The sequence below is a fragment of the Mycobacterium novum genome (assembly GCF_010726505.1).
Lineage (GTDB): Bacteria > Actinomycetota > Actinomycetes > Mycobacteriales > Mycobacteriaceae > Mycobacterium > Mycobacterium algericum.
The window spans coordinates 2,228,704-2,254,621 of record NZ_AP022562.1; the positions used below are offsets into that span (position 1 = coordinate 2,228,704).

Here is a 25,918-nt window from a genome sequence, read left to right on the forward strand (position 1 = left end):
AATAGGCTTGGCAACTGCGGCCCGGCCCGCTACGGTACGGGTGACGTTAAGGCCGGTGCCGCAACGTGTACTACGGCGGGCGGCGGCGGGCTGCAGGCCAGCGGCAGTGTCATCAAAGCTGACTCAAGTCATCTCGGAGGGGTTCGGTGCAGATTCTCGAGGAAGTCCAAGACCTGCCCAGCGCAGGCAACATCAAGGCCCAGTGGGTCAGCTTGTGGACCGGGCCGGCGGTCGGTGCCGTGCTGGTGGTGGCCTTGTTGGCGTTCCCCGGCTTCTTTCCGCCGATGTCGCCGACCATGACCGCCGAGCAGGTTGCACGGTTCTACACCGAGCACACCGACTGGATCCGGTTCAGCCAGATCACGTTCAACCTGTGCGGGATCATGCTGCTGCCGTTCTTCATGGTGATCGTCGTCCAGATGAAGCGCATGAAGACCCAGAGCCACATCTTCGCCTACTGCTACCTGACCGCGATCGTCAGCGGCGCCACCATCTTTGCGCTGTCCAACGTCTTCTTTCTGGTCGCGGCATTCCGCCCGGACCGCAACCCCGAGCTGACGTTGCTGCTCAACGACTTGGCCTGGATCGTGTTCATCGCACCGATCGGCATGGTGTTGGCGCAGTTTCTGCTGTTGGCCGCCGCGGTCCATTTCGACGACGGGCCGGATCCGGTTTTCCCGCGCTGGGTCGGCCCCTATTCGCTGGCGACCGGTCTGGCGATGATCCCGGCAGCAGGCGCGGCGGTCTGGCAGACCGGACCGTTGGCCTGGGATGGGCTGCTGTCGTTCTGGCTGCGCAACGGGGCGTTCGCGGCGTTCGTGGTGGTGATGTTCTTCGTGCTGCGCGGGGCTCTGCTGCGCCAGGCGGCGGCTGAGGGAGTAGTGGCCGGGTGAACCTGCTGTCCCCAGACCGGTATGTCGTCACCGCGGCGGGCGTCCCGGCCGGCAAACCCGATGTGCGCTTTCTGACCTGGTTCTTCCCGGTCTGGTACACCGTCTTCGGCGTCATCATCTGTGTGTTGACGCGGGTGACACCGCCACCGCGGCCGGACGTCTCGACGGCCGGGAAGGTCGCGTTCTTCACCGAACATCAACTGACCATCCAGATCGGGTTCGTCCTGCTGCTGATCCTGCTGGGCGGCGCCCCGCTGACCAACGGCCTGGTCATGTACCACATGAAACGGATGTCGGTGGGGTCAGTGTTCGCCTACGGCTACATCGGCGGCATGAGCGTCGGCGCGCTGCCCGGGTTCCTGCTGGTCGGCGTCTGCTACCTGACCGCGACGTTTCGGCCCGACCGTGATCCGGAACTGATCGGCTGGCTCTACGATCTGGGCAATCTGTCCTACAACGGGTCGCTGGGTTGCTTCACCACCGCCTACGTGGTGCTGGCCATCGCGGTCCTGTACGACAAGAACAATATTTTTCCGAAATGGTTTGGCTACGTGACGGTTTGGCAGGTCATCACCGAGGTCATCGCCACCCAGTTCTTCCTGTTCTACTCCGGGCCGCTCGCCTGGAATGGTGTGCTCAGCCTCTGGTGGGCGGTCGTGGTGTTCTCGGTGTGGCTGGGTGCGCTGATCTTCGTCCTCCGGTCGGCCACCGTGGCTGAACCGGTCGACTCGCCAGGCCTGGACTGAGGGCCGGAAGGACAACTCTGATGCTGCAACTTGAGGTTCCCACCGCACCGCGGACCCGGCTGCCCGGTGACGGTCACATCTGGGTGATGGTGCTCGGCGATCTGGTCATCTTCACCGGCTACTTCATCATCTTCATGGTCTACCGGACCATGAATCCCGCTGAGTTCCTTGCCGCCCAACAACATCTCAACGTCAACATCGGTGTGATCAACACCGTGGTGCTGCTGACCAGTTCCTGGTTCGTGGCGCGCAGTGTGCTGGCCGCCAGGGCCGGAAACCACCGCTCGGCGGTGCGGTTTGTCTATTTGGGGGCAGCCGGCGGGGTGCTGTTCATGATCCTCAAGAGCTACGAATGGGCTGCCAAAATCGGTGCCGGGCACACCAACTCCGACTTGTTCTTCTCGTTCTACTACGTGATCACCGGTGTGCACCTGGTTCACGTGCTGATCGGACTGATCGCGCTCGGCGTCGTCGTCCGAGAGCTGGGTAACCCGAGCCGGCGCCGGCCCGCGGTGGTCGAGTCGGCAGCAATTTACTGGCACATGGTGGATCTGTTGTGGGTCATCATCTTTGGCCTGCTCTACGTGATGAGGTGAGCATGACGGTTTTCGGCTATCGCGAACATCGGCACGAGACCGAGCGGTCGTTGACCTGGGTTTGGATTGTGCTGGTGGCGGTCACCATCGGGTCGTGGACCCTGGCGCCGGCGCACCTGACGCACACCGCGCAGGCCAGTGTGCCGGTGACCGCGCTGGTGCTGGCGCTGGCGTTCGTCAAGTCGCGCATGATCATCGGCCATTTCATGGAGGTCAACACCGCGCCGCGCTGGCTGCGGTACGCCACCGATGGCTGGCTGACCGCGTTGATCGCGACGGTCTTCGTGATCTACCTGTTCTGAGTAAACCCCGTCGCGCGAGCGTGCGTGAATCCGGTCCCGACACGGCGTGGCGGGCCGGGGACACGCACGCTCGCGCCTAGAGAACTCAGGCCTTGATGCGGATCTCGCCCGGTGTCCACCAGCCGCTGCGGGTGGCGCTGCCCAGCTCCAGCTCGGCCGGCGAGGCCGGGACGACCTCGTCGAACTTGCGCAGCGAGCCCCAGTCGCGGCCCCAGTCGTGGTTGAGATACGTGGCCATCACGTGCGCCCGCAGCAGCATGTCGGAGATCCCCAACAGCCCGCCGTTGACGCCGTCCTGCCAGGTGTCGGTGTCCTGCTTCTTGGCGTTGTAGTCCGGGGTGATCCGGTACTTGGGCACCTCGGTGACGCCGTTGGCGTGCAGCATCGGATGCTGACACGGGAACGCCAGGCCGACGGCCCAGTCCAGCAGCACCGGCTGCTCGGAGCCGATGTACTCCTGGATGGTCTTCACCTCCGGCAGCCGCGGCGGCGTGAACGCGATCCAGTCCCGCGGGTTCAGTGACTTGTCCACGGCCACAATGCGAACCGCGACCGCATCGGCGGGAATCTGCTTGCGCGGGTAGCGCAGGTTGCGCCACATCCGCGGCCATTCGCCGAACAGGTCGTAGGGCACCAGTCGCCCGCCGGGTACCACGGCGCCGTCCGGCCCGGGCAGCCCGTACTCCAGCTGCACGTCCTGGCCGGTGGTGTAGCCCTTGAGCACGCTGTTGCCGGCGATGGTGCCCGCCGCGGTCACCGCCAGCAGCGGATGCGCGTCATCGGCGGGCGGCAGCGCATACCACGCGGAGGTCAGCTTGGACTCCTGCTGGCCGTCGGTCGAGTAGCTGCCGGCCAGCGGGATCCGCGCCGGGTCCAGACCGTAGGGCAAAGGGACGGTAGAACCGTTAATACCAGCTGCCGGCAATTTCTTCGGGGCGTCCCAGTCGTAGTCGGTGCCGGGCTGGGTGATGCTCATCCGCAGCGACTCGGCCACGATCTTCTCCGGCACACCGCTGGCGGTGAACCCGACCGGGTCGACACCGCCCAGCGGGCCCAGTTCGCCGTACCTGCCCGGCAGCGGCGTCAGCGCGCCGTCATTGGGGTCGGGCTCGACCAGCACGTTGTCGGCCTGCCCGCAGCCGCCCACGAAGGCCCGCACGTTGGCCAGACCGTTGGAGTAGCTGGGGTATTCGCGGACGATGCCGATCGCCATCGAGGCCACGAACACGCACACCATGAAGCCGGCCGCCACCGGCACCGGGGCGGCGGTCAAAGCCCGAGCCACGCGGCCCTCGCCGCGGTCCCGGGGTGCGAAGTGCAGCCAGGCCGCCCACCCCGCCGTAATCGCGAACAGCGCGAAGAAGATCGTGCTGACGGTCACGCCACCGATGCGCGGCATGTCGGCGTTGAACGGCACCCCGTAGCTCGAGACGTACCACCAGCCGTTGGTGGTGGCGAAACACAGTGCCAGCACGAACAGCACCGCCGCGGCGAACGCCATCCGGTTACGCGACCAGCGCACCACCTGCCGGGATACCAGCACCGTGGTCAACGCGGCCATCGCGCCGGCGACCGCGGCGAACAGCCCGAAGTGGTGCACCCACTTGGTGGGGGCAAACATCAGCGAGAACATCGTGGCCAGGATGACGCCCATCAGCCGCCACACCGGCCCGCTGGCCACCCCGGCGATCCGCTTGCGCCGCAACATGATGAACATCGCGGTGAACAGGCACAGCGCACAGATCAGGAACCCGAACCGTCGCGACAGCGAACCGTCGACGGTCGGCAAAACCAGATAGTAGTAGCGCAGATTCTCGGTGTACCAGGCCTGGCTGGGGCCGATCGCGGTGCGAATCCTGGTGGCCTCCAGCACCGCCCGCACCGTCTGGTCGGCGAAGACCACCGTGAGGATGATGGCGCCGGCGGCCAGTAGCGGTGCTACCAGCGCCCAGGTGCCGTGAATCCGGTGCCGGCGCACCAGGATGCGCAGCAGCGGCCGCCCACCGGCCAGCAGTGCTGCCACCGCGATCAGCCCGGTCGGCTGGATGCCCAGCGTGAACGCCGCGCAGATGATCGCCAGCGCCGCCGGGGTCAGCCTGCCGGAGATGATCGCCCGCTCCACCAGCACCCAGGTGATCAGCGCGCCGACCGCGATGATCCCCTCGGGCCGCAGGCCGTTGTTGAACGGCATCCACGCAGCCAGCAGCACCATCCCGGCCGCCCACAGCGCGGGCTTGCTGGCGGCCACCGCCGGGCCGAACCGGGGGAGCACCTCACGGCTCAGCAGCAGCCAGCACACCAACCCGGCCACCAGATCCGGCAATCGGATCCAGATGCTGGCGTCGGAGACGTGCGTCATCAGCGCCAGCAGGTTGTAGTACCAGCCGAACGGGTCCTCCGGGCTGCCGAACCAGCGGAAGTAGTTGCTCATGTAGCCGGCGTGATCGGCCACCCGGGCCATGCCGAGGATGTAGCCGTCGTCGGACGAGTTCGCCCCGATCACGTACCAGACCACGAAGCCGAGCACCACCGCGACGTCGGCCAGCGAGAAGAACCGCCACCGTGACGGGATCAGCCGGTGCATCCGGCGGCCGTCGAGCCGGTCGAGGCGCCACAGCGCCAGCACCGCGATCACGGTGGCCAGGATCGCCGCGAAGATCGCGGCCCGCTTCAAAGCCGTCGGCTGGGTGGAGAACCGGGTGTCGATGTCGGCGGTCAGCGAAAGACCTTCCGGCGCCGGGCCGCTCAGATCGGAGAACACCCCGACGATCTGCGGGCGCAGGTTCGGGTCCGGCCAGCCGTAGCGTTGCGTGATGCCGCCGATGGTGGCGAAGGTGCCGTCGTGCGACGACGTGACCTCGATGTCGGTACAGCCGGGGCCTTCCACCTTGGCCCGCGGCGCGGTGGCCAGCACCACGTTGCGGTCGGTGACATCCACCCGCTTCTCGGTGACGGTGATGAACAGTCCGTTGAGTGCGGCGTCCTTACCCTTGGCCGGTGCGGTCGACAGCAGCGTGCCGCCCTCGGCGGGCAGCTCACGGACCAGCGCGCACGGCGCCTTCACCGACATCGAGATCGGGGTCTGGGAGATCAGTGGCGCGGTGACGCTGTGCAACTCGCCGTGCTGCGGCCAGTTCAGCGTCGCGGTGGTCTGCACCACCGGCAGCAGCGGGGTGGCCACCGACAGCAGGAAGCCGACCAGGCCGGCGATGATCGCTACCAGGCGCGTGGTGCGAATACTCATGGCAGTGCTCGAATCGGTCCGGGCCGGCTCCAGCCGGTAACGGTCGTGGTGCCCTGGTCGATGACGGCGTCGGGCGCGATCTTGGCCGGGATCAGCCGGTGATAGGCCTCCACCGCACCCCAGTCGCGATACCAGTCGTCGCGCAGGTAGGTCGGAACCGTGGTGGTCCACAGCATCGCCTGGGTGATCATGAACGGCCCGCCGTCCTCGGCGGACTGCCACAGGTTCGACGACGCCGCGGTCTGCTTGTGATCCGGCATGATCCGGTACTCGGGCAGTTCGGCGACTCCGAGGTGTTCGGCGAACGGCCGCTGGCACGGGAAGTTCGCCGCGACCGCGATGTCCATCAGCACCGGGGTCTGCGATCCCATCAGCTCACCGATGGTCTGCACCACCGGCACCCGCGGCGGGGTGAACGCGATCCACTGTTCGGTGGACAGGTTCGGGTCATTGGCGACGATCCGCACGGTATCGGTGCCCGGCGGCGCCCACGCCAGCGGAAAACGCAGGTTGCGCCAGGAGTTCTGCGGCCCGATGTCGATCGGCTCCACCTCGCCCAATGACTTGACGGTGCCGTCTTCGGTGGAGCTGCCCCATTCCAGTTTCAGCGGCTGGCCGTAGTCGAGCTTGCCGTCCTCGCCGTGCGACCAGATGGCGCCCGCTGCGCTGACGACGACGATCGGCGCCCGCTGCGGGCCGGGCTCGGGCAGCCGATACCAGACCGAGGTGGCGTGCGCGGCCACCTGCTCCTTGTACGACCCGAGCACCGGTGTGACGGCCGGGTCCAGCCCGAACGGCAGCGCCACCCGGGAACCGTTCACCCCGTCCGGGGCGTCGTCGGGCAACTTGCCGCCGGCGGTGCCCGCGGCGTCGCTCTGGTTGGCGCTGGGCTTGTTGGGGGAGGCGTCGGCGTTGGGCACACCGGGCTTGGCGATCACCGCCAGCGAGGTGAGGTCGTCGTCGACGGCGTTGGGGTCGAAACCGTACGGGTCCTCGCCGCCGAGCGGTCCCAGCTCGCCGTAGCGCTGGCCCGGGATCGGTTGCAGCAGACCGGCATTGGTGTCCGGTTCGGCCAGTACGTCATCGGCCATCCCGCAGGATGACAGGCCCGACAGCAGAGCGTCGGCGTTGGCCCGGGCGGTGGTGTAGGCCGGGTAGCGGCCCGCGGCGGCCTTGGCCATCGAGCCGACCATCAGCAGCACCATCAGGCTCGCGACGACCAGCAGCGGCGTCGACGCCAGGATCCGGTTGCGCCGGGTGGGTGCCACCTCGGTGTGGCCGGCGTAATCCAGCCGGAAGTGCTGCCAGCCGGCCAGCAGGCCGGTGGCGATCGAGGCCGCCAGGAACATCGACGTCACCGGGCGGCTGGCGATCACCGGCGGGATGTCGAACCACGGCACGCCGTAGCCGCCGACGTAGAACCAGCCGTTGACACCGGAGGTCGCCCAGGCGACCAGGAACAGCAGCGCGGTCACATACAGCGTCATGTTGCGTCGGCTGTGCAGCCCGACGCGGGCGAAGGTGAAGGCGGTGACCGCGGCCAGCGCCCCGGCCAGCCCGGCGAACCCGCCGAACTGCACCGCCCACTTGGTCGGGGTGAACGTCAACAGCAGCAGTCCCACCGCCGTCGTCCCGATCAGCCGCCAGGCGGGCCCGCTGGCCACCCCGGCGATCCGGCCGCGCCGCAGCAGGATCACCAGCATGGCGAACATGCAGAACAGCAGCACCAGCACGGCGAACCGGCGGGTCATCGAGGCGTCGACGTTCTCCTCGACGGTCAGGAAGTAGTAGCGCAGGAACTCCTGATACCAGGCGATCGTCGGCCCGACCACGTATTTGATGCGGGCGGACTCGGCGACCGCGGCCAGCGTCTGCGACCGGCACACCACCACGGCGATGGTGGATGCCGCCGCGGTCAGCACCGCCAGCGGTGCGACAAGTCCGTCGAGGGCCCGGCGCTTGCGGATCACCGCTTCGATGGCCCGCGATCCGGTCAGCAGCGGAGCCAGCGCGATCAGCCCGTGCGGGGCCAGCGTGACGGTGAAGACGGCCACCAGGATCGCGCATGCGGTCGGCACCAGCCGGCGGGTGGCGATGGTGTGCTCCACCAGCACCCAGACCACCAGGGTGCCCAGCGCGATCAGCGGTTCGGGGCGCAGGCCGTTGTTGAACGGCAGCCAGGCCGCGGCGAACATCATCGCGGCGGTGAACACCGCGATTCGGTTGCCGGACAGCCGGCCCAGCCGCGGCAGAATCCGGCGGCTGATGATCAGCCAGCAGGCCATGCCGGCCAGCGTGGCGGGCAGCCGCATCCACACTCCGGCGGTGCTGAGGCTGCTCAGTTGGCCCAGCAGTGCCGGATACCAGTCGAAGGGGGCCTCGCTGGCGCCGAAGAACCGGTAGTAGTTGGCGACGTACCCGGCGTGCGCGACGTTGCGGGCCATCGTGAGGTTGTAGCCGTCGTCGCTGGAGATGGCGCCGATGACGTGCCACAGCGCCAGGGTGCCCAGCACGCCGATATCGGCCAGCCAGGTTATCGGGTTGGCCTTGAACCAGTGCCGCCAGCTGCGCGGGGTGCGGTGGGTGCGGCGGCGGTCCAAGACCGCCAGCGCGATGATCGACGCCAGCACCGCCAGCACACCCAGGGCCATCACGGCGGCCTTGAGCGTCGTGGGGTTGGTGATGAAGCGGGTGTCGACGGCGATGTGCGCGCTCAAGCCGGGCTCCGGGCCGATCTTGAGCTCGGTGAAGATGCCGCCGATCTGCGGCTTGTTCTCCGGCGGCAGGCTGCCGGACGCTCCCGGTATGCCGACGAATTCGGCGCCGACGTCACCGGGGTTGGCCCACAGGCGCAGTTGGCTGCAGTCGGCGATCTTGTCGCGGGGGGCGGCCGCGGCCACATGATCGCGGTAGGCGGCGAACACGGTGTTCTTGTTGGCCCGCACGAACAGGCCGTGCGCGGTGGCGTCGACGCCGCCGGCCGGCACGGTGGACAGCACCAGGCCACCATTGGCCGGCAACGTGGCGATGGCCGAGCAGGGAATGGTGATGTCCAGGCCGCGCGGTGCTCCGGAGACCAGCGGGGCGGTGACGTCGGTGACGTGGCCTTGCGCGTCGACGCCCTGCGGCCAAGCGATGGTGGCGGTGGTCTGCCGGGCCGGGAGCAGCGGCGTGATGCCGCACAGCAACACGCCGGCGATGCCGGCGACCACCGCGATCAGCCGGGCGAGTCGATAGCGGGGCTGGTCCTTAGGCTGCGCGGAGGGGGAGGACACGAGCCTCGATGTTATGCGACCGGGGTCCCGAAGCCGGGACCCCGTCCCGTCGCGCGGCCGGGAGATATGTGGTTGTTGCCCGCCTATGAGCGACACTGCACGTTATGTCGGCTTGCGGGCGGCGGTCTGGCCGGCAGCCCGGTCGCGCAGCGCCATGACCCGCTGGTGGATCCGGTACTCGGTGCTGCGCGGCATGCCGGCCGGGCCGTAGAGTCCGCGGCCGCGCCGGTACACCCGGCCGTGCTCGCGCTCCCAGCGCAGCGCATCCGAGATCGCCTTCGACGCCCGGCCGGCGACCGCGAAGCCGCGGGATTCCAGTTCATCGGCGAGCTCACCGATGGTGGCGGGATAGTCGCGGTGGTGCAGGAAATGGGTCAACACATAACGCAGTTCGATGCCGCGCAGTGTGATCGCGTTCGTCATGACCGGACCTTGCCATCGCGGCCCGACATCATGACCGGACCCTGCCATCGCGGCCTGACATCATGACCGGACCCTGCCATCGCGGCCTGACATAACGCACGTTGTCGCTCGGAGGCGGGCAACGACCACCTATCCGAGGCCCGGTTACGGCTGGGGCAGCTGGGACTCGCGGTCCGAAAGGTCAGTGCCGCAGCGGCGCCGGGCTCCACAACCCGGAGCGGACCGCCGTGCCCAGCTCCAGCTCAGCCGGTGTCGCCGCAGGGTAGTACGGCGTCAACTGCTGCAGCGCACCCCAGTCCCGGAACCAGTCGTGGTTCAGATAGCTGGGCACCGTGGTCGCGCGCACCAATAGCTCGGTGATGCCCAGCGGGCCACCGCCGTTGTTGTCCATCACCGGCGAGTTCGCCTCGGCGCCGAACCGGTCCGGCAGGATCCGCCACTTGGGTACCTCGGTCACCCCGTTCTGGTGGCCGAACGGCCGTTGGCACGGGAACGCCAGGCCCACCAACCAGTCCAGCAGCACCGGGTCCGACGACCCGACCACGTCCTGCAGGCTGCGCAGCTGCGGGACGCGCGGCGGCGTCACCGCGATCCAGTGCTGGGGCGCCAGGTCGTCGTCGCGGACCACCAACCGGATCCGGGTGGCCTCGGCCGGGATCGCCGACATCGGCGTGCGCAGGTTGCGCCACGCCGGTACCGCCCCGATGTCACCGAAGTCGATGGAACCGCCGGGCTTGTCGTTCGCCGCACCGGCGTCGGTGGCCCACTGCGCGGTGACCTCGCCCCGGTCGAACCGGCCGGCGGCCGCCACCACCAGCAGCGGTCCGGCATCGGCCCGGTCGGCGGGCAGCCGGTACCACGCCGAGCGCAGCTGCGCGGGCACCTGCACCCCGGGACGCCAGCTGCCCAGCACCGGCACTCGGGCCGGGTCCAGCTTGTAGGGCAGCCGGGCCCGCGAGCCGTTGATGCCCTCGCGGGCGGTGGTGCCACCCTCGGTGCCCGCTTCGCCGCTGGTCTCGGCGCCGGTCTGCGCGTCGTCGTCGGCCAGCCGGCCCAGCCCGGGCGGGCCGATCACCTGGTCGGCGGAGACGTCGGCGGGAATCCCGTTGGGCGCGAACCCGGCCGAGAACGTCGCGCCGAGTGCGTCGGCGACGGGTGTGTCGACCGGCTCGAGCATCCCGGCATTGGGGTCCTGTTCCACCAGTACGTCATCGGCCAGCCCGCACGTCTTGCCGGTGCCCAGCACGGGAATGGCGGCCAGGTTGGACCGGCCCACCGTCCACGCCGGGTACTGGCCGAGCATCGACACCGTCAGCGACACCACCTGGAAGACAATGAGCGCCCAGGAGGCGATGGCCAGCGGGTAACCGGAGAGCGCCGCCCAGCGCGGCGGTCGGTCCTCGTCGTTGACGAAGTGGAACCACGCCGCGACCAGCAGCGCGAGCACCGTCAGCCCCACCCCCATGGTGGCGAACGCCAGATGCCACTTGGGGAATGCGTTGGACCACGGCACCCCGAAGTTGGAGACGTACCACCAGCCGTTGACGCTGGCGAACGACAGTGCGGTGATGAACAGCACCAGCGCGGTGAACAGCGTCCGGTTGCGCCGGGAGTGCATCGCCGCGGCGCCCACCGCGACGGCGGCCAGCGCGCCCAGCGAACCTGCCAGCCCGGCGAATACCCCGAAGTGATGCGTCCACTTGGTGGGGGTGAACATCATCGCGATGAACGAGATGATGGTGATCCCGATGATGCGCCGGCTCGGCCCGGCCGCGGTGCCGGGAATCCGGCCCTTGCGCAACGCCATCGCCACGCTCACCGCCAGCGCGACACCGAGCGCGAGTACCGGGAACCGCCGGGCCACCGAGCCGTCCGGGGTGGCCAGGAACAACCGCTCGTAGCGGACGTGCTCCTCGAACCAGGCCAGGCTGGGCCCGACTGCGGACTTGAGGGTGCTGGCCTCGATCTCGCCGGCCAGCGTCTGGTCGCGGAAGATCACGATCGCGGTGATGCTGATCGCGGCGGCGATGGGTGCCAGCAGCGGCGCCAGCCCGAACTGTGCCGAGCGCCGGTGCAAGATGGTGCGCAGCGGCCCGATCGCCACCAACAGCGCGCCGATGGAGGCGATCCCGGTCGGCCCGGAGAACAGCGTCAGCGCGCCGATGATGCAGGCGACCGCCAATGGCAGCAGCCGGCTGGTGGCCACCGCTCGTTCCACCGAGCACCAGGTCGCCAGGATGCCCAGCGCGATGATCGGCTCCGGGCGCAGCCCGTTGTTGAGCGGCAACCAGAACGCCAGGAACATGCCGGCCGCGGTCCAGGCCGCCGCCGTGCTGTGTTTGACGGCGTGGCCCAGCCGGGGCAGCACCTCACGGCTGATCAGCCACCAGCAGGCCAGTGCCATGCCCAGCGTGGGCAGCCGCATCCAGATGCTGGTGGTCGACACTTGCGACCACACCGCCAACAGGTCGTAGTACCAGCCGAACGGCGCCTCCGGGGTGCCGAACCAGCGGTAGAAGTTGGCCATATAGCCGGCGTGCTCGGAGATGCGCGCCATGGTCAGGATGTAACCGTCGTCGCTGGTGTTGGCCCCGACGAAGTGCCACCACACCAATACGAGGGTGACGAGTGTGTCCAGCGGCGACATCGACCACCAGCGGGCCGGCAGGAACCGGCGGTGCCGGGTGCCGTCGGCGGTGTCCAGCACGTGCAGAGCGATCAGCGCGATGACCGTCAGCGCCACCCCGAGGAGCATCGCGGCCAGCTTCAGCGGGGTCGGTGCGCTGGAGAAGCGGGTGTCGACGGTGGCGGTGAAGTCCAGTCCGGCCGGCGCCGGCCCGGACAGATCGGTGTAGACGCCGACGATCTGCGGCCGGAAGTCATAGCCGCTGCGAGTTCCGGTCAGCGGCGAGCCGGGGTGCTCGGCGTTGGGGCCGTGCTTGAGGCCGACGAACTCGGCGGTGACGCGGTCGGCGTGCGCGGTGAACGTCAGCTGCTGGCAGTCGGGGCCGAGCACCTGCGACAGCGGCGCCACCACCACCGGCACGTTGCGCACCACCAGGACCAGGTCGTCGTTGACGCGTTCGATGAGCAGCCCGCGGTCGACGGCCTTGGGCGCCTGCTTGGGCACCGTGGACAGCAGCACGGTGTTGGTCTTGGTCAGGCCCGCGGCGGCCTGGCACGGCACGGTGATGTCCAGGTCGGTGGCCACGTAGCTGATCAGTGGGGCTTGCACGCTGGCCCACGCGCCGTGCTGCGGCCAGTTGAGTTCCGCGGTGGTCTGCTTGACCGGCAACAGCGGGGTGAGAATCGCCAGCAGGGTGCCCAGTACGCCGGCGACGACGGCGACGGCCCGAGCGATCCGGAAGTCGGCGCGCGTATCGGTCACGGACCTAGATGCTATCGGGGTGCTTTGCGGCCCCGCGGGGTGTGTCTGGCCGGGCAGACTTGGACTATGGAGACTGTCGAGTACGGCCCCGGCCGGCTGGCCGATTTGTTCGGTGAGCGCTCGCGGCGAACCGCGCTGCTGTGGCACGGCAAGCAGCCCGACGCCCGCACGGCGCTCCGGCCGCTCGCCGAACGGGTGGCCGCCCACGGCGTGCACGTGGTGGTGCCCGACTGGGATTCCCACCACGACGACGGCGGGCGCACAGATCTGCTGGCATCGGTGGGGTTCGCGCGGGAACGGGCCGACGACGCCGACGGCCTGATCCTGGTGGGGTGGTCGATGGGCGGCCTCGCGGCGGCCGGGCTGGCGATTCACACCGGCCGGTACGGCGCCGGCTTCTCCCACGTGGTCTGCCTGGCCGGCGCGTTCCTGGTTCCCGACCCGATCAGCGGCCAGCACCCGGTCGCCGCGCTGCCGGGCGGGCGGCGCTGCCCGATCACGTTGCTGCACGGCACAGCGGACGACGTCGTTCCGGTGACGGCGAGCCGCGAGTTCGCCGCCGCCTTGGCGCACCACCGGTGGCCGGTGGAGTTGGACGAGTTGTCCGCTGATCACGGGTCGATCGCCGGGGCCAGGTATGACCCCGAGGCCGACCGTTATGCGGCCGCCACCGACCGCCGCACGTTGGCGGTCGCCGCCGAGGTGGCCGAGCGCATCACCGCCGCACCGCCAGCACGAACGGGCCGATCTTCGCCACGCTGAATGCCGGGCCGTCGAACAACGCCGCATCCAGTTCCACGGTGTAGCGCTTCACGTTGGGGTGGTTGGGATAGACGTCCTTGGCCAGCCGCAACGTGTAGGTGTCCCCGGCACCGGGCCGCAGCAGAAACACCGTCGGCGCCGGCCACGGCAGGTCGTCGAGGGCGCGGGTGAACTGCGCCGAGGTCTCCAGTTTCGACCACGCCTCGATCGCGGCGGCGCGCGCGGAGAACTGCGCCAGCGGGTTGGCGTAGTGGCTCGTCAGGCCCTGGAACCCCCAGTAGGGGTAGTAGGACAGGAAGCTGTAGTCGGCGGTGAGCACCACGATTTCGTCGCGCGCCTTGCCGGTGGCCTTGGTGATGGCGGCGTCAACCGCTTCGTAGTACTTCGCCGCGCCGGGCGGGCGCCGGTCGCCGCGCTGGCCGTGGCCGTCGGTGTCGGTGTAGGCCACGGTGATGTCGGGGCGCAGCACCTCGGGGATGTCCTGGGTGAACGCCAGCGCCCCGGCCAGCCCGACGGCCGTGGCCACCGGATGAACCACCCGGTGCCAGCCGGTCGCGGCCTCGCCCAATGCCCGGGCGCCCTCGACGAAGCCGAAGACTCCGGCGGTGGCCAGCAGCACCGTCAGCGTCGGCTGCAGCCGGAAGCTCAGCAGTGTGGTGCGGGCCAGCGTCGACAACATCGACAGCAGCGACCAGGCGTAGACGCCGACGACGCCGATCGCCAGCGCCCCCGCCCGGGTGGAGCTGCGGGCTTTGACCACCAGCCATCCGGTGCCCAGCAAGCACAGCGCGCCGAGCAGGGTGAACTGCAGCATCGGGAAGCTCAGCTCGGCGCCGTCGCCGGGCAGGTAGTGCCGGGCGCTGCCGGTGTCGCTGGTCGGGTTGCCGGCGGCGCGCAGCAGATACGGCGTCCAGGTGATCGCCGCGATCGCCAGCGCGATCACACCGATCACCAGCAGCCGGACCAGCGGGCTCAGTGCCGCTTTGAGGCCGTCGCGGAGACGTGATGCGGCCAGCAGCAGCGCCATCAGCACCACGGTGAACGCGCTGTAGGCCACCAGCAGGGTGTAGAACGTGGCGGCGAAGCCCAGGAAGATCCCGGTGCCGGCGACCGCGCCCAAGCCTCGCCCGGTTGCCCCCAGGCCCGACCAGGCCAGGATCAGCACCGGCGGCAGCAACACGGTGATCATCGCCGCGTAGGGCTCCGGGGAGCTATAGGCCAGCGTGACCGCGGCGCCGGCGATGGTGGCGATCAGCGCGTACTCGAAGCGGATCAGCTTGTTCCACAACACCAGCGCGACCGCGACCGCCACGGCCATCGAGGTGATCGCCCACGGCTTGTACATCTCCCAGCCCGGGGTGCCGGCCAGCGCCGCGGCCCGGCCGCCCAGCCAGAACCAGCCCGGCGGATAGAACGACGGCAGGCCCTGGTAGGTCATGTCGGCAAGCGCCGGACTGTCGGTGAAGCGGGTCAGGTATTCGGTGCGGAACTGCTGGTCCACCGAGATCCCGAACAGATACAGCTTGGTGGCGCCCAGCGGCATCGCCAGCGTCACCACCGAGAAGGCGCTGGTGAACACCACCGCCGCCAGCCACGCCAGGACCCGCCGGCCGCGCCGCCACAGCAAGCCGGCGCCGGTCAACCCGGCCAGGCAACCGACCTGCCCGACGGTGGTCAGGGCGTGCAGTTGGTTCGACGACGGGTACGCCGGCCACTCGACCCGGGCGATCGCCACCAGGGCGACCACGGCGACGACGACGGCGATGAGACCGGCCAGGATCATCTGGCCGACGGTCGTGAGCGCGGTGCGCATCAGCGGCGGCCTGTCGAGTCGGCGGCGGCGGAGGGGGGGTGGCTGTTGCCCGCCTTTGAGCGACAGCGGGCGATCGCCTGGGGGTGGCAGCGCGCCGAGTGTGCGGTTTGGGCGCGATATGCCGGTGATTTCATGCCAAAACGCACACTCGGCGGGGGGCGGTGCGGCGTGGGCGGCATAGGGGAGGCGACCGAGATCAGATGGGCAGTCGGCGGAAGATCGCCCGCGGGACGTGGCGCAGCACCATCATGACGTAGCGGAAAGCCCCTGGCGCCCACACCAATTCCTTGCCCTTGGCGGCCGCGGTGACCGCCAACTCGGCGACGTCCTCCTTGTCGACGGTCAGCGGGGCCTCCTTGACGTGCGCGGAGAAGCGGGTGCGCACCTGGCCGGGCCGGATCACCAAAACCCGAATCCCGTCGTCGCGCAGCGCCTCGCCCAGACCGAGGTAGAAGCCGTCGAGCCCGGCCTTGGTGGAGCCGTAGACGAAGTTGGTGCGGCGCACCCGCTCACCGGCCACCGAGCTCATCGCGATGATCTGCCCGAAGCCCTGGGCGCCCATCTTGTTCGCCAGCAGCACCCCGACCGACACCGCTGCGGTGTAGTTGATCTGCGCGACCTGCACGGCCTTGGCCTGGTTGTGCCAGAGCTCCTCGGCGTCGGCGTCCATGCCGAAGGCAACCACAGCCACGTCTATATCGATGGGGCTATCGCCGTCGCTGAAGGCGGCGTCGATCATCGCCGGGTGGGCCGCGGTGTCGAGGGCGTCGAAGTCGATCACCCGCACCGACTTGGCGCCGGCGGCCTCCATCTGCGCCACGGCGTCGTCGCGGCCGGGATCGCCCGGCAGGCAGGCCAGGATCACGTTCGCCCAGGCGTGGCGCAGGTAGCGCGCGCAGATCGCCAGCCCGATCTCGGACGTACCGCCGAGCAGCAGGATGGACTGGGGATTTCCGGTGGCGTCAAGCACCATCTACAGCAGCTCCAAACGTCGGGCCATGTCGGAGGCGAAGACCCCGTCGGGGTCGACCTTGCGGCGCACCGCAATCCACTCGTCGATGCGCGGGTACATGGCGTGGAAATTCTCCGCGGTGGTGCGGGAATCTTTGGCGGTATAGAGCCGGCCGCCGAACTCCATCACCCGGCGGTCCAGCCCGTTGAGGAACTCGTCGAGCCCGGGCTTGATCGGAAAGTCCATGGCGACGTTCCAGCCGGCCATCGGGAAGCTCAGCGGCGCCCGGTTGCCGGGTCCGAACAGTTTGAACACGTTCAGCGCCGACGAGTGCCCGCTGGCCTGGATGTCGCGGATGATCGCTTTGAACTCCTCGACCGCCTCGGTGGGAACCAGGAACTGGTACTGGGCGAAGCCCGCCGTGCCGTAGGCCCGATTCCATTCCCCCAGCAGGTCCAGCGGGTGGTAGAACTGCGTCAGGTTCTGGACCTTGCCGCGGTAGTGCCCGCCGCGCCGGTAGTACAGCTCGCCGATCACGCTGGCCGACAGCTTGTTCATCAGCCCGTTCGGGAAGATGTCGGGCACCGTCATCAGCTGCGGCGCGTCGAATTTCAGCGGGTTGCGGGCCAGCTTCTTGGGCAGCTCGTCGCGTAGTGCCAGCCGGCCCCGGGTGATGGCCGCCCGGCCGAGCTTCGGCGGCGCGCTGACGGCGTCGAACCAGGCCGAAGAGTAGGTGTAGTCGGCCTCGCTGCCGTCGCTGTGGAACGCCACGGTCTCGTCCAGGTCGGCGGTGTTGTCGCCGTCGTTGATGAAGTAGGCGGTTTCGGTGGGCGTCATGGCGATGACGGCGCGCACGATGATCCCGGTCAGCCCGTTGCCGCCGACGGTGGCCCAGAACAACTCGGCCTCGGAGCCGTCCGGGGTCAGATGCCGCACGGAACCGTCGGCGGTCAGCAACTCCATCGACACCACGTGGTTGCCGAAACTGCCCTCACTGTGGTGGTTCTTGCCGTGGATGTCGCAGGCGATCGCGCCGCCGATGGTGACCTGGCGGGTCCCGGGCAGCACCGGTACCCACAGGCCGAACGGCAAGGCGGCCTTCATCAACTGGTCCAGGCTGACGCCGCCGTCGACGTCGACGACGCCGCGATCGGCGGAGATCGAGTGGATCCGGTTCAGCGCGGTCATGTCGACGACCAGGCCGCCGCCGTTCTGGGCGTTGTCGCCGTAGGAGCGGCCCAGGCCGCGGGCGATCACGCCGCGCCGGTTTGCGAGGGATCCGTGATCGGATGCGCGTGCCACGGCTTTGGCGATGATCTCGACGTCCGGGGTGGTCAGCACCTGCGCCACGCTCGGCGCGGTGCGGCCCCAACCCGTCAGCCGCCGCGCGGTCGTCTGCAACTCGGTGCTCAACATCGCAGATGAGGGTACCGCCAACGCGCCCGCAACCCGGGTTCGCGTGACTAATCGGATGACTACCGTTACGATCGCGCAATGCCTGAGACTCCCCCCACAGATTCCGCCCCTTCGGCCAAGCCCGCCAAGCCCAAGACCGCGGGTTTTCCGAAATCTTCCACTTCGTCCCCGGGATTGTCGGTGCCGACGATCGCCGCTTTGGCGTTGGCGGTGCTCGGTATCGTGCTGGCCATCTTCGGGTGGTTCTACCCGTCGACGGGCCAGAAGTTCTCCGACGATCAGCGTCAGGAAGCCAAGGGCAAGATCTGCGACTCGCAGGCCGTGGTGCGCCAAGGCACCCAGTTCAACACCAACCTGCAGAACCCGGTGCCCGGCGACCTGGCCGGTGACCTGGCGGTCGGCACCAACGCCCGGCTGTCGCTGTTTGCCGGTGGCGCGTTCCTGCACCAGCGCTTGGAGGCCAACCCGGCCACCCCGGACGACTTGTCCAAGGCCGTCGGCGACATGGCCGACACCCTGGAGGCGCTGAGCATCAACTACCTGGCCGGGCACTCGCCGGACGACGCGGTGCAGCAGCCGCTGCGCGACCAGCTGCGCGGGCAGATCGACGTGCTCGACAACCTCTGCCAGCCGCAGTAACCCCTACAGATTCCGTTATCCGGGTCAGCACCGGTTGCGCCAGCCGCGCAGCCGGTGCTGAGTCGTTTCCGGGGCAGCACGGGTGGTCTTGCCGGCGATGGAAAGCTCAGCGGAGTTCGCGGACCGGAAAGTCGCTCCGCACCTTGCTGATCCGCTGGTAATCGCGGTCGCGATGCAAGACGCCGGCCCCGTGGTACAGCGCTGTCTCCGCGATGAACAAGTCGGGTAACGGCGTTCGATGCCACATCCCGCGATGGTGGGCCAGGTCACGCTGAAGGCGGCGAACCCGGTCGAAGATGTCGGCCGGTGCGGACAGCACCGGGTAGGCGTCACGAACCGCGGCGGACTGGCTGTCGTAGTCGGCGCCGGACCGCGCCGAGTACAGCCACTCGAGTTCGCTCATCTCACAGAGAGCCACGTCGGCCAGGTCGATATCGTCCGGCAACGCCGCACCGCCCACAAGCCGCACGTGCGCGCTCTTGTCGAGCAGCCAGCGGGTCATCGCCACGCCTGGTCAGACAACAGCGCATCGGTGTCGACCTGCTTGCCCGCGCTCGCCAGGTGCTCGGTGATCCGTCGCCGCCGCTCGTCGTCCTCGCCCTGCGCCTCGGCTATCAGCCGGCGCAACGCTGATTCCACCGTGGATCGCAGCGTGCTGCCGGTCACCGACTGGGCCTTGCGCACCAGCTCCTCGTCGAGCTCGATTGTTGTCCGCTTCACTGCCATGCATACATATTAACAATATATGAGTACATAATATCGCTACCGCCCCGGGATGGGCAGTCCGTGGCGGTAGCCGGGAACGGCGACAGCATCTGCTCGACGACGTCGTCAGAAACTTTGCCGTGTCCCAGCGGCAGTGGTGACCAAGGCGACAGCCCGGACGCCCAGGAAGACGCCCGCGGAGGCGCCCGTGATGGTGGATCTCTCGTGTACGTGAGTCCGTCAGCGTCTACCAGCACGAGCTCAGGCTGGACCCCCGCCCCCCGTCGTTTTCTATGACGAGACTGAGTTTGTGTCGCCTACGTAAGCGCGATGGAGGACGTGGGATCGAACGGCCTGGAGCGGGACCGCAGCAACCGTGCCGTCCACGGCGCGGCGGCCCGCGGGGTCGAGCATCAAGGCCGGCGCATGCGTTCGAGCTGCGCTTTCCCGGCTGAAAGCAGTGACACCGTCGAACATGCATCCTGATTGCCGAAAAGAATCATTACCGCAGCTAAGTGAATGGCGAGCTTAGTTTCATGGCGCCGCCTGTCAAGCTGTGGCGTCAGAAAGCCTTTAGTGGGCTGTGCGTCTCGCGCTGTTCGGCTCGACGGAGCTGCAGAGATTTAGTCCACCTGACGTGTACTAAATTGTCGAACACGTCAATTAATTGGGATTGAGGTTGAGGCGGTGTTCAGCATCCGGGGCCGGCCGCCTGGGGCGGCAACGGACAGTGGGGCAGGCGAGTGTCGAAGTGCTAAAAAGCCGTTGACCTGCAGCATCAGCTCGCCAGAAGGTGCATCTGACACCCAGCGGACAAGGGATCTTTTTCTGAGAATTAGGAAAGTTTCTAAGAAAGTTTGGCCGGCACGACAGTGCGGATTCAGGCCTATAAGGCCATGTTAACGCCCATTACCGGCGGGTAACTCGCGCCATTCCGGCTTTGTGCACCGGGGTTGACGCGACGAGAATTAGCGTTAACGTAGCCCCACACAGCGTTTGTTGTGCCGCCGCTATGTGCAAGCTAAGGGGAATCAGGTCATGTCTCGTCAACGTCAAAGTGTGTCCAAAGGTCGTCGTCGTAGCCGGGTGGTTGGTGCCGGCAGCGCCGTCGGTGCGTTCCTCGCGTTCGGGATGGCCCCGACCGCGGTCGCGCCGGCGCACGCCGACTTCGACGACGTGCTCATCGACCTGCTCGGTCAGGATCTGGGCGACGCCGTCGCCGGCTTGGGCGCCAACCTCGGGGATCAGGGCGCCTGGGAGGTGGTGTTGGACCCGGCCAGTTGGTCGGCCTTCTTCGACGGCCTCGGCAGTCAGAGCACCTGGGACGCGGTGCTGGCCGATCTCGACCTGAACGCCGCCGGCTCGGCCGTGGCCGATCTGCCGGGTTCGGCCGCCGCCTTCAACTGGGGCGACATCAACTGGTTGATGCCGTTCGGCAACGGCCAGGACGGCACCGAAGCCCACCCGGATGGCTACGCCGGTGGCTGGATCTGGGGCAATGGTGGCGACGGTTGGACCGCTGACGGGACTGGTGACAGCGACGACGGTGGCGATGGTGGCCAGGCCGGCCTGTTCGGCGGCGACGGCGGTAACGGCGGTAACGGCTTCGAAGCAGGTGACGGCGGTGACGGCGGTGCCGCCGGACCGTTCTCCTGGTTCAGTTCCGGTGGTGACGGTGGCAATGGCGGTGACGCCGGCGGTAACGGTGGCAATGGCGGTGACGCCGCTACGTGGGGCTTCTTCAGCACCGCGGGTAACGGTGGTGACGGTGGCGCTGGTGCTATCGGTGCTGCAGGCCTGGCGGGCAGCACCCCCGGCGCGGACGGCACCAACGGTGGTACCGGTGGCAAGGGCGGCAACGGTGGTGCCGGTGGTAAGGGCTCGACGTTCTTCGGCGCCGGTGGTAAGGGCGGCGCGGCCGGTATCGGTGGTACCGGCGGCGAAGGTGGCGACGGCGCGGCCGGCACCGCCGGTGACGCGGACGACCCGGACGGCACGGCCGCTGGTGACGGTGGCGAAGGTGGTGCCGGTGGTGCCGCTGGTACCGCCGGTGTGGGCGGCGCGGGCGGTTGGTTCGCCAGCAACGGTGCTAGCGGTGCGACCGCTGTTCAGGGCGTCGGTGGTAACGGTGGTGAAGGCGGTGTTGGTGGTGCCGGTTATGACGCCGCCTCCGACGAGGACGCTTTGCCGGGCACCGATGGTGGCAATGGTGGTGCCGGCGGTGCTGGTGGTGCTGGCGGTGAGGGCTCCACGGACGGGGCGCATGGCGTTGGCGGTATCGGTGGTGCTGGTGGTAGCGGCAGTGACGGCGCCAACGGCGACGTGGGCAAGGCGGGCACGGCGACGAGCACGACCGGTGGTGCCGGCGGCAATGGTGGCGATGGCGGCGACGCGGGCAAGGGTGGCGCCGGTGGTGACTCCGGTGGCGGCAACCACGCCGCCGACGGCGCCAACGGCAGTGCCGGTAAGGGCGGCAACGGTGGTACCGGTGGGCAGGGTTACGACGCCGCGACAGACCCCGATGCGGTGGCCGGTGCCAACGGTGGCGACGGCGGTGTCGGTGGCAACGCTGGCAAGGGCGGCCTAGAGGTTGGCGGCGGCCGTGCGGCTGCTGGTGCGGCCGGGGTCGGCGGTAACGGTGGTGACGGCGCGACCGGCAAGGCCGGTGACGTTGGCTCGTTGGCTTCCACCAACGGCTCGGCCGGCGGTACCGGCGGTAACGGCGGTAACGGCGGCCAGGGTGGTCTCGAGGCCGATGGCACCACGCACGGCCAGCAGGGTGACGGCGGTAACGGCGGCACCGGTGGTGTCGGCGGCAACGCGTACAAGGACGTTAACGGCGACTTCGTCGGCAACGGTAAGAGCCCCGCACACGCTGATGCAACGGGTGTGGGGGGTAGCGGTGGCACCGGTGGTAACGGTGGGACTGGTTTCCACGCCGGTACCGGTGGTGACGGTGGTGTCGGTGGCAAGGGCGTCTACGGCGGCACCGGTGGTAACGGCGGTACCGGTGGTGCGGTCGGCGGTGACCACGTCGGTGGTAACGGTGGTACCGGTGGTGCCGGCGGTGAGGGCTCCGGCCACGGCGGCTACGGCGGCCAGGGTGGTGCCGGTGCTGACGCGACGGGAACGGACACCGCCGGTAACGGTGGCGACGGCGGCGTCGGCGGTGACACCACCGGCGAGGGCAACACCGGTCTATACGGCACGCTGGCCGGTGGCCACGGCGGTAACGGTGGCGTCGGCGGTAGCTCCGAGGACGGCCAGGCCGGCGCCGGTGGTGACGGCGGCGACGGTGGGACCGGCGCGCCGGCTGACACCACTAATCTCGGTACCCTCCTCGCCACGTCGAGCACAGGCGGCTCCGGCGGCACCGGTGGTAACGGTGGGGCAACCACCGACGGCACCGCCGGTAACGGTGGTACCGGTGGTGACGGTGGCGCCGGTGCCCTCACCGGTGGTCATGGTGGCGCCGGCGGTAACGGCGGCGCGGTGGCTACCGATGGTGAAGGCACCGCCGGCAACGGCGGCAACGGTGGCGCCGGCGCACAGGGTGGCGCCATCGGCGACGGTGCGACCGGCGGTAACGGCGGCGCCGGTGGTGCCGGCGCGGCTGCTGACGGCACGACCGCAGGACAGGGCGGTGGCGGCGGTGGCGGCGGTGGCGGCGCCGTCATCTACGGCACCAACGGTGGCACCGTGATCGACAACATCGCAACCGGTGGGGACGGCAGCGCTGGTGCTGCCGGTAGCACCAGCGGGGTCGGCAGCAACGGCTCCACCGGCGGCGGCGCGGGCATCGTGGCGAGCGGCACGGGCAGCAGCATCGCCCACAGCAGCGCAACCGGAGGTAACGCCGGGGCCGGTGACGCCAATGGCGGAATCGGCGGTGACGGCGGTGGTGCGTTGATCCTGGCCAACAATGCTGGTGCCGTCGGTTACGCGGACGCCGTCGGTAATACCGGTGGCAGCGGCACCGATGGCGGAACCGGCGGAATCGGCGGTGCCGGCGTGATCCTCGCCGACAATGGCACGGTCACCAGTGACACCGACACGGGTATGAACAGCACCGCCACCGGCGGAGTCGGCGGTGCCGGTATCGATGGCGGCCAGGGTGGTGCCGGTGGTGCAGGCAGCCTTACCGCCGGCGCTGGAGGTGTCTCCTACGGCCAGGCCACCGGTGGTGCCGGCGGCAGCGGCACGGGCATGAATAGCACAGGCGGCGCCGGCGGTACCGGCGACATCATCAGTGACTACACCAACTACGGCTACGGCGGCAGCGGTGGAGGCATCGCCCATGGCGTCGCAACCGGGGGCAACGGCGGCGCTGCCACCAATGCGGGCACCGGCGGTGTCGGTGGTTCCGGCGGTGTTATCGCCGGCGGATCCGGAGCTAACGCTTTCGGGACCGGCACCGGTGGACTCGGTGGAAACGGTGACGGAGGCGCTGGCGGCGGCGGCGGTACTGGGCAAGTTTCGGCGCTGAACGATGGCGCGACTGCCACCGGCGCCGGTAACGGCGGTAATGCCGGTACGGGCTCCGATGGCGGCCAAGGTGGTAACGGCGGCTCCGGCTGGGTCCGGGCCATGGGCGTCAATAGCAGCGCCGACGGCACCGCCAACGCCGGCAACGGCGGCTCGGGTGACGACGCCACCGGTGGGGCTGGCGGTCAGGCGCGGGTCGAGGCCAACTCGACCGACGGCTTGATCATCAACGGCACGGCCAACAGCGGTAACGGCGGTGACGGGGCCGATGGCGTCAACGGGGCGACCGGTGGCCGGGCCAGTGTCGAGACCGGCAATGAAGGCCAGCAGGCCATCAACGTCGGTGGCACCGTGAAGGACAGCACCGCGACCGCCGGCAACAGCGTGGGCGACCAGGCCGGCGGCCTGGCCAAGGTGACCGCCGCCGGCAAGGCCGGTGATGACCCCACCACAGTCACCGGTAGTTCCGCGACCGGCGGCAACGCCGGCGACGGTGGGGCCGGTGGATTCGGCCTGTTGCAGGCCGAGCGTGGCGGCACGATTTCCGATAGCTCCGCGACCGGCGTGGCCGGCAGCGACTCCGCGGCGGGCGGCGCGGCGACGGTCAACGCGACTGGCAGCGACAGCACGATCACCGACACGCACGCGACCGGCGGTGCGGCGGGAACCGGCGACGGCACCGCTGGCGCAGCGGGCGGCAACGGTGGCGCGGCCAGTGCTTTGGCAACCGGCGGCGGTGCCGTTGACAACTCGACTGTGACAGGAGGCGAGGGCGGCGGCGGCACGAATGGCGGCACCGGCGGGACCGGCGGCAACGCCAATGTGGTGGCCACGACTGGCGGCCATGTGACCGCTGACGCCGACAACGGCGGCGCCGCAAGCACAGTGACCGGCGGAGCCGGCGGTAACGGTAGCGTCGGCGGTGCCGGCGGCACCGGCGGCAACGGCCTGATTGAGGCCAACCGTGATGCGACAGCCTACGGCGAGGCAACTGGTGGAGCCGGAGGTAACGCCGGAGGGGCCGGTAGCCAGGGCGGTACGGCCGGTAACGGCAACATCTGGGCTGGCCGCCAGTACGTCGCCTACGACGGTGGCCTGGCACACGGGACCTCGCTGGGCGGTGCCGGTGGTGCCGCGACGGGGGCGGGCTCGAGCGGTGGTAACGGCACGGTCGGGAGCATCGGTGCCACCGGTCCGAATGCCGAGGCCAGCGGATCTGCCACTGGCGGTAGCGGTGGTGCCGGCGTAGACGGTGGTACGGGCGGCAATATTAGCTACAACGCGCCTGCTCAGATCACCGCGTTGGGACCGGATGCCAAGGCCACCGACGTCACTGCTGTCGGCGGCACCGGCGGCAAGGGCATCGGTGCCGGCGGGGTCGGCGGCGACGGCGGGTACGTCCACGTCGGCGCGGACAACAGTGCCAATGACCCTGACGGCAGTTCGTGGACCAACGGGTCCGCGACGGCCGGCAACGGCGGCAGTGGCGACGGCGTCGACAACAGTGGGGGGCCGGGTCGCGGCGGATCCAGCGATCTCATCAGTGGCCCGGGGGTGCACACCAGCGATCAGGACATCACCCTGCCGAGCGGTCAGAACGCGCCGTAATCGCCTCGTCACCGCTACCGCCTCTACCGGTGGTAGCGGTGACGGCGTCGGTAAACCGGGCGGGGCTAGGCGATTCGGGCTTCCCATAGTAGTTGCGCCGTCGATCGATACAACTCTGCGGCTGGGTCGAAAGACCCAGCCGCAGTTGTTGTTTGGCATGCCATGGGTTTGGGTGCTTGAATACGAATCGGAGACCCGAAACACGATGGTGTACAAGCACTTCGCGCCAAGACGCCATCCTGTTGTGCTTGATGCGGAAGGCTAGCGGCTAGCCGACGGTCCTTCCAGTTATGGCCGACTGAAGGCGTCCCTGCGGTGGGTGACCAACAACGGAGCCCTGCGAGGAGCTGACGCAACGACACCTCATGGGCGCGGAAATGCGCATTGAAGGTGTGGCAGCACCGTCGGCACCAACAGCCTAGGCAACCGGCAAGTTCGATGCCCCCACCCAGGCCGCCACGGCGGAACTTCCGGCCGAGCCAGATCGGCTGTCGCTGAGCCGAGCACGAGTTCCCCGATGAAACGGTGCCTTGCGTCTGGCGCACACCGTCCGACGGCCCACCGAGCCAGGTCCTCCCGGAACGCTCCATGAAGACCGGCTCGGCACAGCATCACCAAGATGGGCGACAGCAACTGAGGCTGTGGTGTCGCGATCAGCAACCCGGCGGGCA

16 protein-coding genes are annotated in these 25,918 nt (G+C 69.0%); 7 read left to right on the forward strand and 9 right to left on the reverse strand.

Going from position 1 to position 25,918, the window contains the following annotated elements; all coding sequences use genetic code 11:
- Window positions 1-146 precede the first annotated feature (146 nt).
- From G6N19_RS10320 to G6N19_RS10335, 4 genes are read left to right on the forward strand one after another with little or no spacing between them, the layout of a single operon-like run.
- The gene (locus G6N19_RS10320) at window positions 147-893 is read left to right on the forward strand and encodes a hypothetical protein (RefSeq protein WP_013831030.1); all 747 of its coding nucleotides are present in this window, start codon (window positions 147-149) and stop codon (window positions 891-893) included.
- Complete coding sequence (locus G6N19_RS10325; RefSeq protein ID WP_013831029.1) at window positions 890-1,639, forward strand: hypothetical protein; 750 nt, start codon at window positions 890-892, stop codon at window positions 1,637-1,639. The genes G6N19_RS10320 and G6N19_RS10325 overlap by 4 nt, the downstream gene beginning before the upstream one ends.
- 20 nt (window positions 1,640-1,659) lie before the next feature.
- Window positions 1,660-2,235 (forward strand): cytochrome c oxidase subunit 3 family protein, encoded by a 576-nt coding sequence (locus G6N19_RS10330; protein WP_193464860.1) that lies wholly within the window; start codon window positions 1,660-1,662, stop codon window positions 2,233-2,235.
- Window positions 2,236-2,237: 2 nt separating this feature from the next.
- Window positions 2,238-2,537, forward strand: coding sequence for a cytochrome C oxidase subunit IV family protein (locus G6N19_RS10335; protein WP_193464861.1), 300 nt, complete (start codon window positions 2,238-2,240; stop codon window positions 2,535-2,537).
- 85 nt (window positions 2,538-2,622) lie between these two features.
- Here G6N19_RS10335 and G6N19_RS10340 read toward each other — a convergent pair whose 3' ends face one another.
- From G6N19_RS10340 to G6N19_RS10355, 4 genes are all read right to left on the reverse strand, one after another.
- Entirely contained in the window at window positions 2,623-5,781 is a 3,159-nt protein-coding gene (locus G6N19_RS10340; RefSeq protein WP_193464862.1) for an arabinosyltransferase domain-containing protein, read from the reverse strand.
- Window positions 5,778-9,056 (reverse strand): arabinosyltransferase domain-containing protein, encoded by a 3,279-nt coding sequence (locus tag G6N19_RS10345; protein WP_193464863.1) that lies wholly within the window; start codon window positions 9,054-9,056, stop codon window positions 5,778-5,780. The genes G6N19_RS10340 and G6N19_RS10345 overlap by 4 nt, the downstream gene beginning before the upstream one ends.
- A 102-nt stretch (window positions 9,057-9,158) precedes the next feature.
- The gene (locus tag G6N19_RS10350; RefSeq protein WP_013831024.1) at window positions 9,159-9,479 is read right to left on the reverse strand and encodes a hypothetical protein; all 321 of its coding nucleotides are present in this window, start codon (window positions 9,477-9,479) and stop codon (window positions 9,159-9,161) included.
- Between the two features lie 181 nt (window positions 9,480-9,660).
- Window positions 9,661-12,882, reverse strand: a complete 3,222-nt coding sequence (locus tag G6N19_RS10355; protein ID WP_408632496.1) for an arabinosyltransferase domain-containing protein — start codon at window positions 12,880-12,882, stop codon at window positions 9,661-9,663.
- 51 nt (window positions 12,883-12,933) lie between these two features.
- Here G6N19_RS10355 and G6N19_RS10360 point away from each other — a divergent pair, with 51 nt between their 5' ends.
- The gene (locus G6N19_RS10360; protein ID WP_193464864.1) at window positions 12,934-13,629 is read left to right on the forward strand and encodes an alpha/beta hydrolase; all 696 of its coding nucleotides are present in this window, start codon (window positions 12,934-12,936) and stop codon (window positions 13,627-13,629) included.
- On the opposite strand, the gene G6N19_RS10365 is transcribed toward G6N19_RS10360, so the two are convergent.
- The 3 genes from G6N19_RS10365 to G6N19_RS10375 all read right to left on the reverse strand — a co-directional run bounded on the left by G6N19_RS10365 (window position 13,583) and on the right by G6N19_RS10375 (window position 17,810).
- Window positions 13,583-15,442, reverse strand: a complete 1,860-nt coding sequence (locus tag G6N19_RS10365) for a galactan 5-O-arabinofuranosyltransferase (protein ID WP_193464865.1) — start codon at window positions 15,440-15,442, stop codon at window positions 13,583-13,585. The genes G6N19_RS10360 and G6N19_RS10365 overlap by 47 nt on opposite strands.
- Before the next feature lie 196 nt (window positions 15,443-15,638).
- Entirely contained in the window at window positions 15,639-16,415 is a 777-nt protein-coding gene (locus tag G6N19_RS10370; RefSeq protein WP_193464866.1) for a decaprenylphospho-beta-D-erythro-pentofuranosid-2-ulose 2-reductase, read from the reverse strand.
- Entirely contained in the window at window positions 16,416-17,810 is a 1,395-nt protein-coding gene (locus G6N19_RS10375) for an FAD-binding oxidoreductase (protein WP_013831019.1), read from the reverse strand.
- Window positions 17,811-17,888: 78 nt separating this feature from the next.
- Between G6N19_RS10375 and G6N19_RS10380 the strand changes: the two genes are divergently transcribed.
- On the forward strand, window positions 17,889-18,449 hold the full coding sequence (locus tag G6N19_RS10380) for a hypothetical protein (protein ID WP_232062364.1): 561 nt from the start codon (window positions 17,889-17,891) through the stop codon (window positions 18,447-18,449).
- Between the two features lie 106 nt (window positions 18,450-18,555).
- Here the strand turns inward: G6N19_RS10380 and G6N19_RS10385 are convergent, their stop codons facing one another.
- Together G6N19_RS10385 and G6N19_RS10390 are read right to left on the reverse strand one after the other, a co-directional pair.
- Complete coding sequence (locus G6N19_RS10385; RefSeq protein ID WP_193464867.1) at window positions 18,556-18,951, reverse strand: PIN domain-containing protein; 396 nt, start codon at window positions 18,949-18,951, stop codon at window positions 18,556-18,558.
- Window positions 18,948-19,175: a type II toxin-antitoxin system VapB family antitoxin gene (locus tag G6N19_RS10390; RefSeq protein WP_029248879.1), complete on the reverse strand. Its 228-nt coding sequence runs from the start codon at window positions 19,173-19,175 to the stop codon at window positions 18,948-18,950. The genes G6N19_RS10385 and G6N19_RS10390 overlap by 4 nt, the downstream gene beginning before the upstream one ends.
- A 1,038-nt stretch (window positions 19,176-20,213) precedes the next feature.
- Between G6N19_RS10390 and G6N19_RS10395 the strand changes: the two genes are divergently transcribed.
- A complete protein-coding gene (locus tag G6N19_RS10395) occupies window positions 20,214-25,247 on the forward strand; it encodes a beta strand repeat-containing protein (protein WP_193464868.1) in 5,034 nt (1,677 codons plus the stop codon).
- Window positions 25,248-25,918 lie beyond the last annotated feature (671 nt).

What these genes read in the sequence shown, in the direction of transcription:
- G6N19_RS10330 (WP_193464860.1), top strand. Translation starts at nt 1,660, where the DNA reads ATGCTGCAACTTGAGGTTCCCACCGCACCGCGGACCCGGCTGCCCGGT.
- G6N19_RS10335 (WP_193464861.1), top strand. Translation starts at nt 2,238, where the DNA reads ATGACGGTTTTCGGCTATCGCGAACATCGGCACGAGACCGAGCGGTCG.
- G6N19_RS10340 (WP_193464862.1), bottom strand. Translation starts at nt 5,781, where the DNA reads ATGAGTATTCGCACCACGCGCCTGGTAGCGATCATCGCCGGCCTGGTC.
- G6N19_RS10350 (WP_013831024.1), bottom strand. Translation starts at nt 9,479, where the DNA reads ATGACGAACGCGATCACACTGCGCGGCATCGAACTGCGTTATGTGTTG.
- G6N19_RS10360 (WP_193464864.1), top strand. Translation starts at nt 12,934, where the DNA reads ATGGAGACTGTCGAGTACGGCCCCGGCCGGCTGGCCGATTTGTTCGGT.
- G6N19_RS10365 (WP_193464865.1), bottom strand. Translation starts at nt 15,442, where the DNA reads ATGCGCACCGCGCTCACGACCGTCGGCCAGATGATCCTGGCCGGTCTC.
- G6N19_RS10370 (WP_193464866.1), bottom strand. Translation starts at nt 16,415, where the DNA reads ATGGTGCTTGACGCCACCGGAAATCCCCAGTCCATCCTGCTGCTCGGC.
- G6N19_RS10375 (WP_013831019.1), bottom strand. Translation starts at nt 17,810, where the DNA reads ATGTTGAGCACCGAGTTGCAGACGACCGCGCGGCGGCTGACGGGTTGG.
- G6N19_RS10380 (WP_232062364.1), top strand. Translation starts at nt 17,889, where the DNA reads ATGCCTGAGACTCCCCCCACAGATTCCGCCCCTTCGGCCAAGCCCGCC.
- G6N19_RS10385 (WP_193464867.1), bottom strand. Translation starts at nt 18,951, where the DNA reads ATGACCCGCTGGCTGCTCGACAAGAGCGCGCACGTGCGGCTTGTGGGC.
- G6N19_RS10390 (WP_029248879.1), bottom strand. Translation starts at nt 19,175, where the DNA reads ATGGCAGTGAAGCGGACAACAATCGAGCTCGACGAGGAGCTGGTGCGC.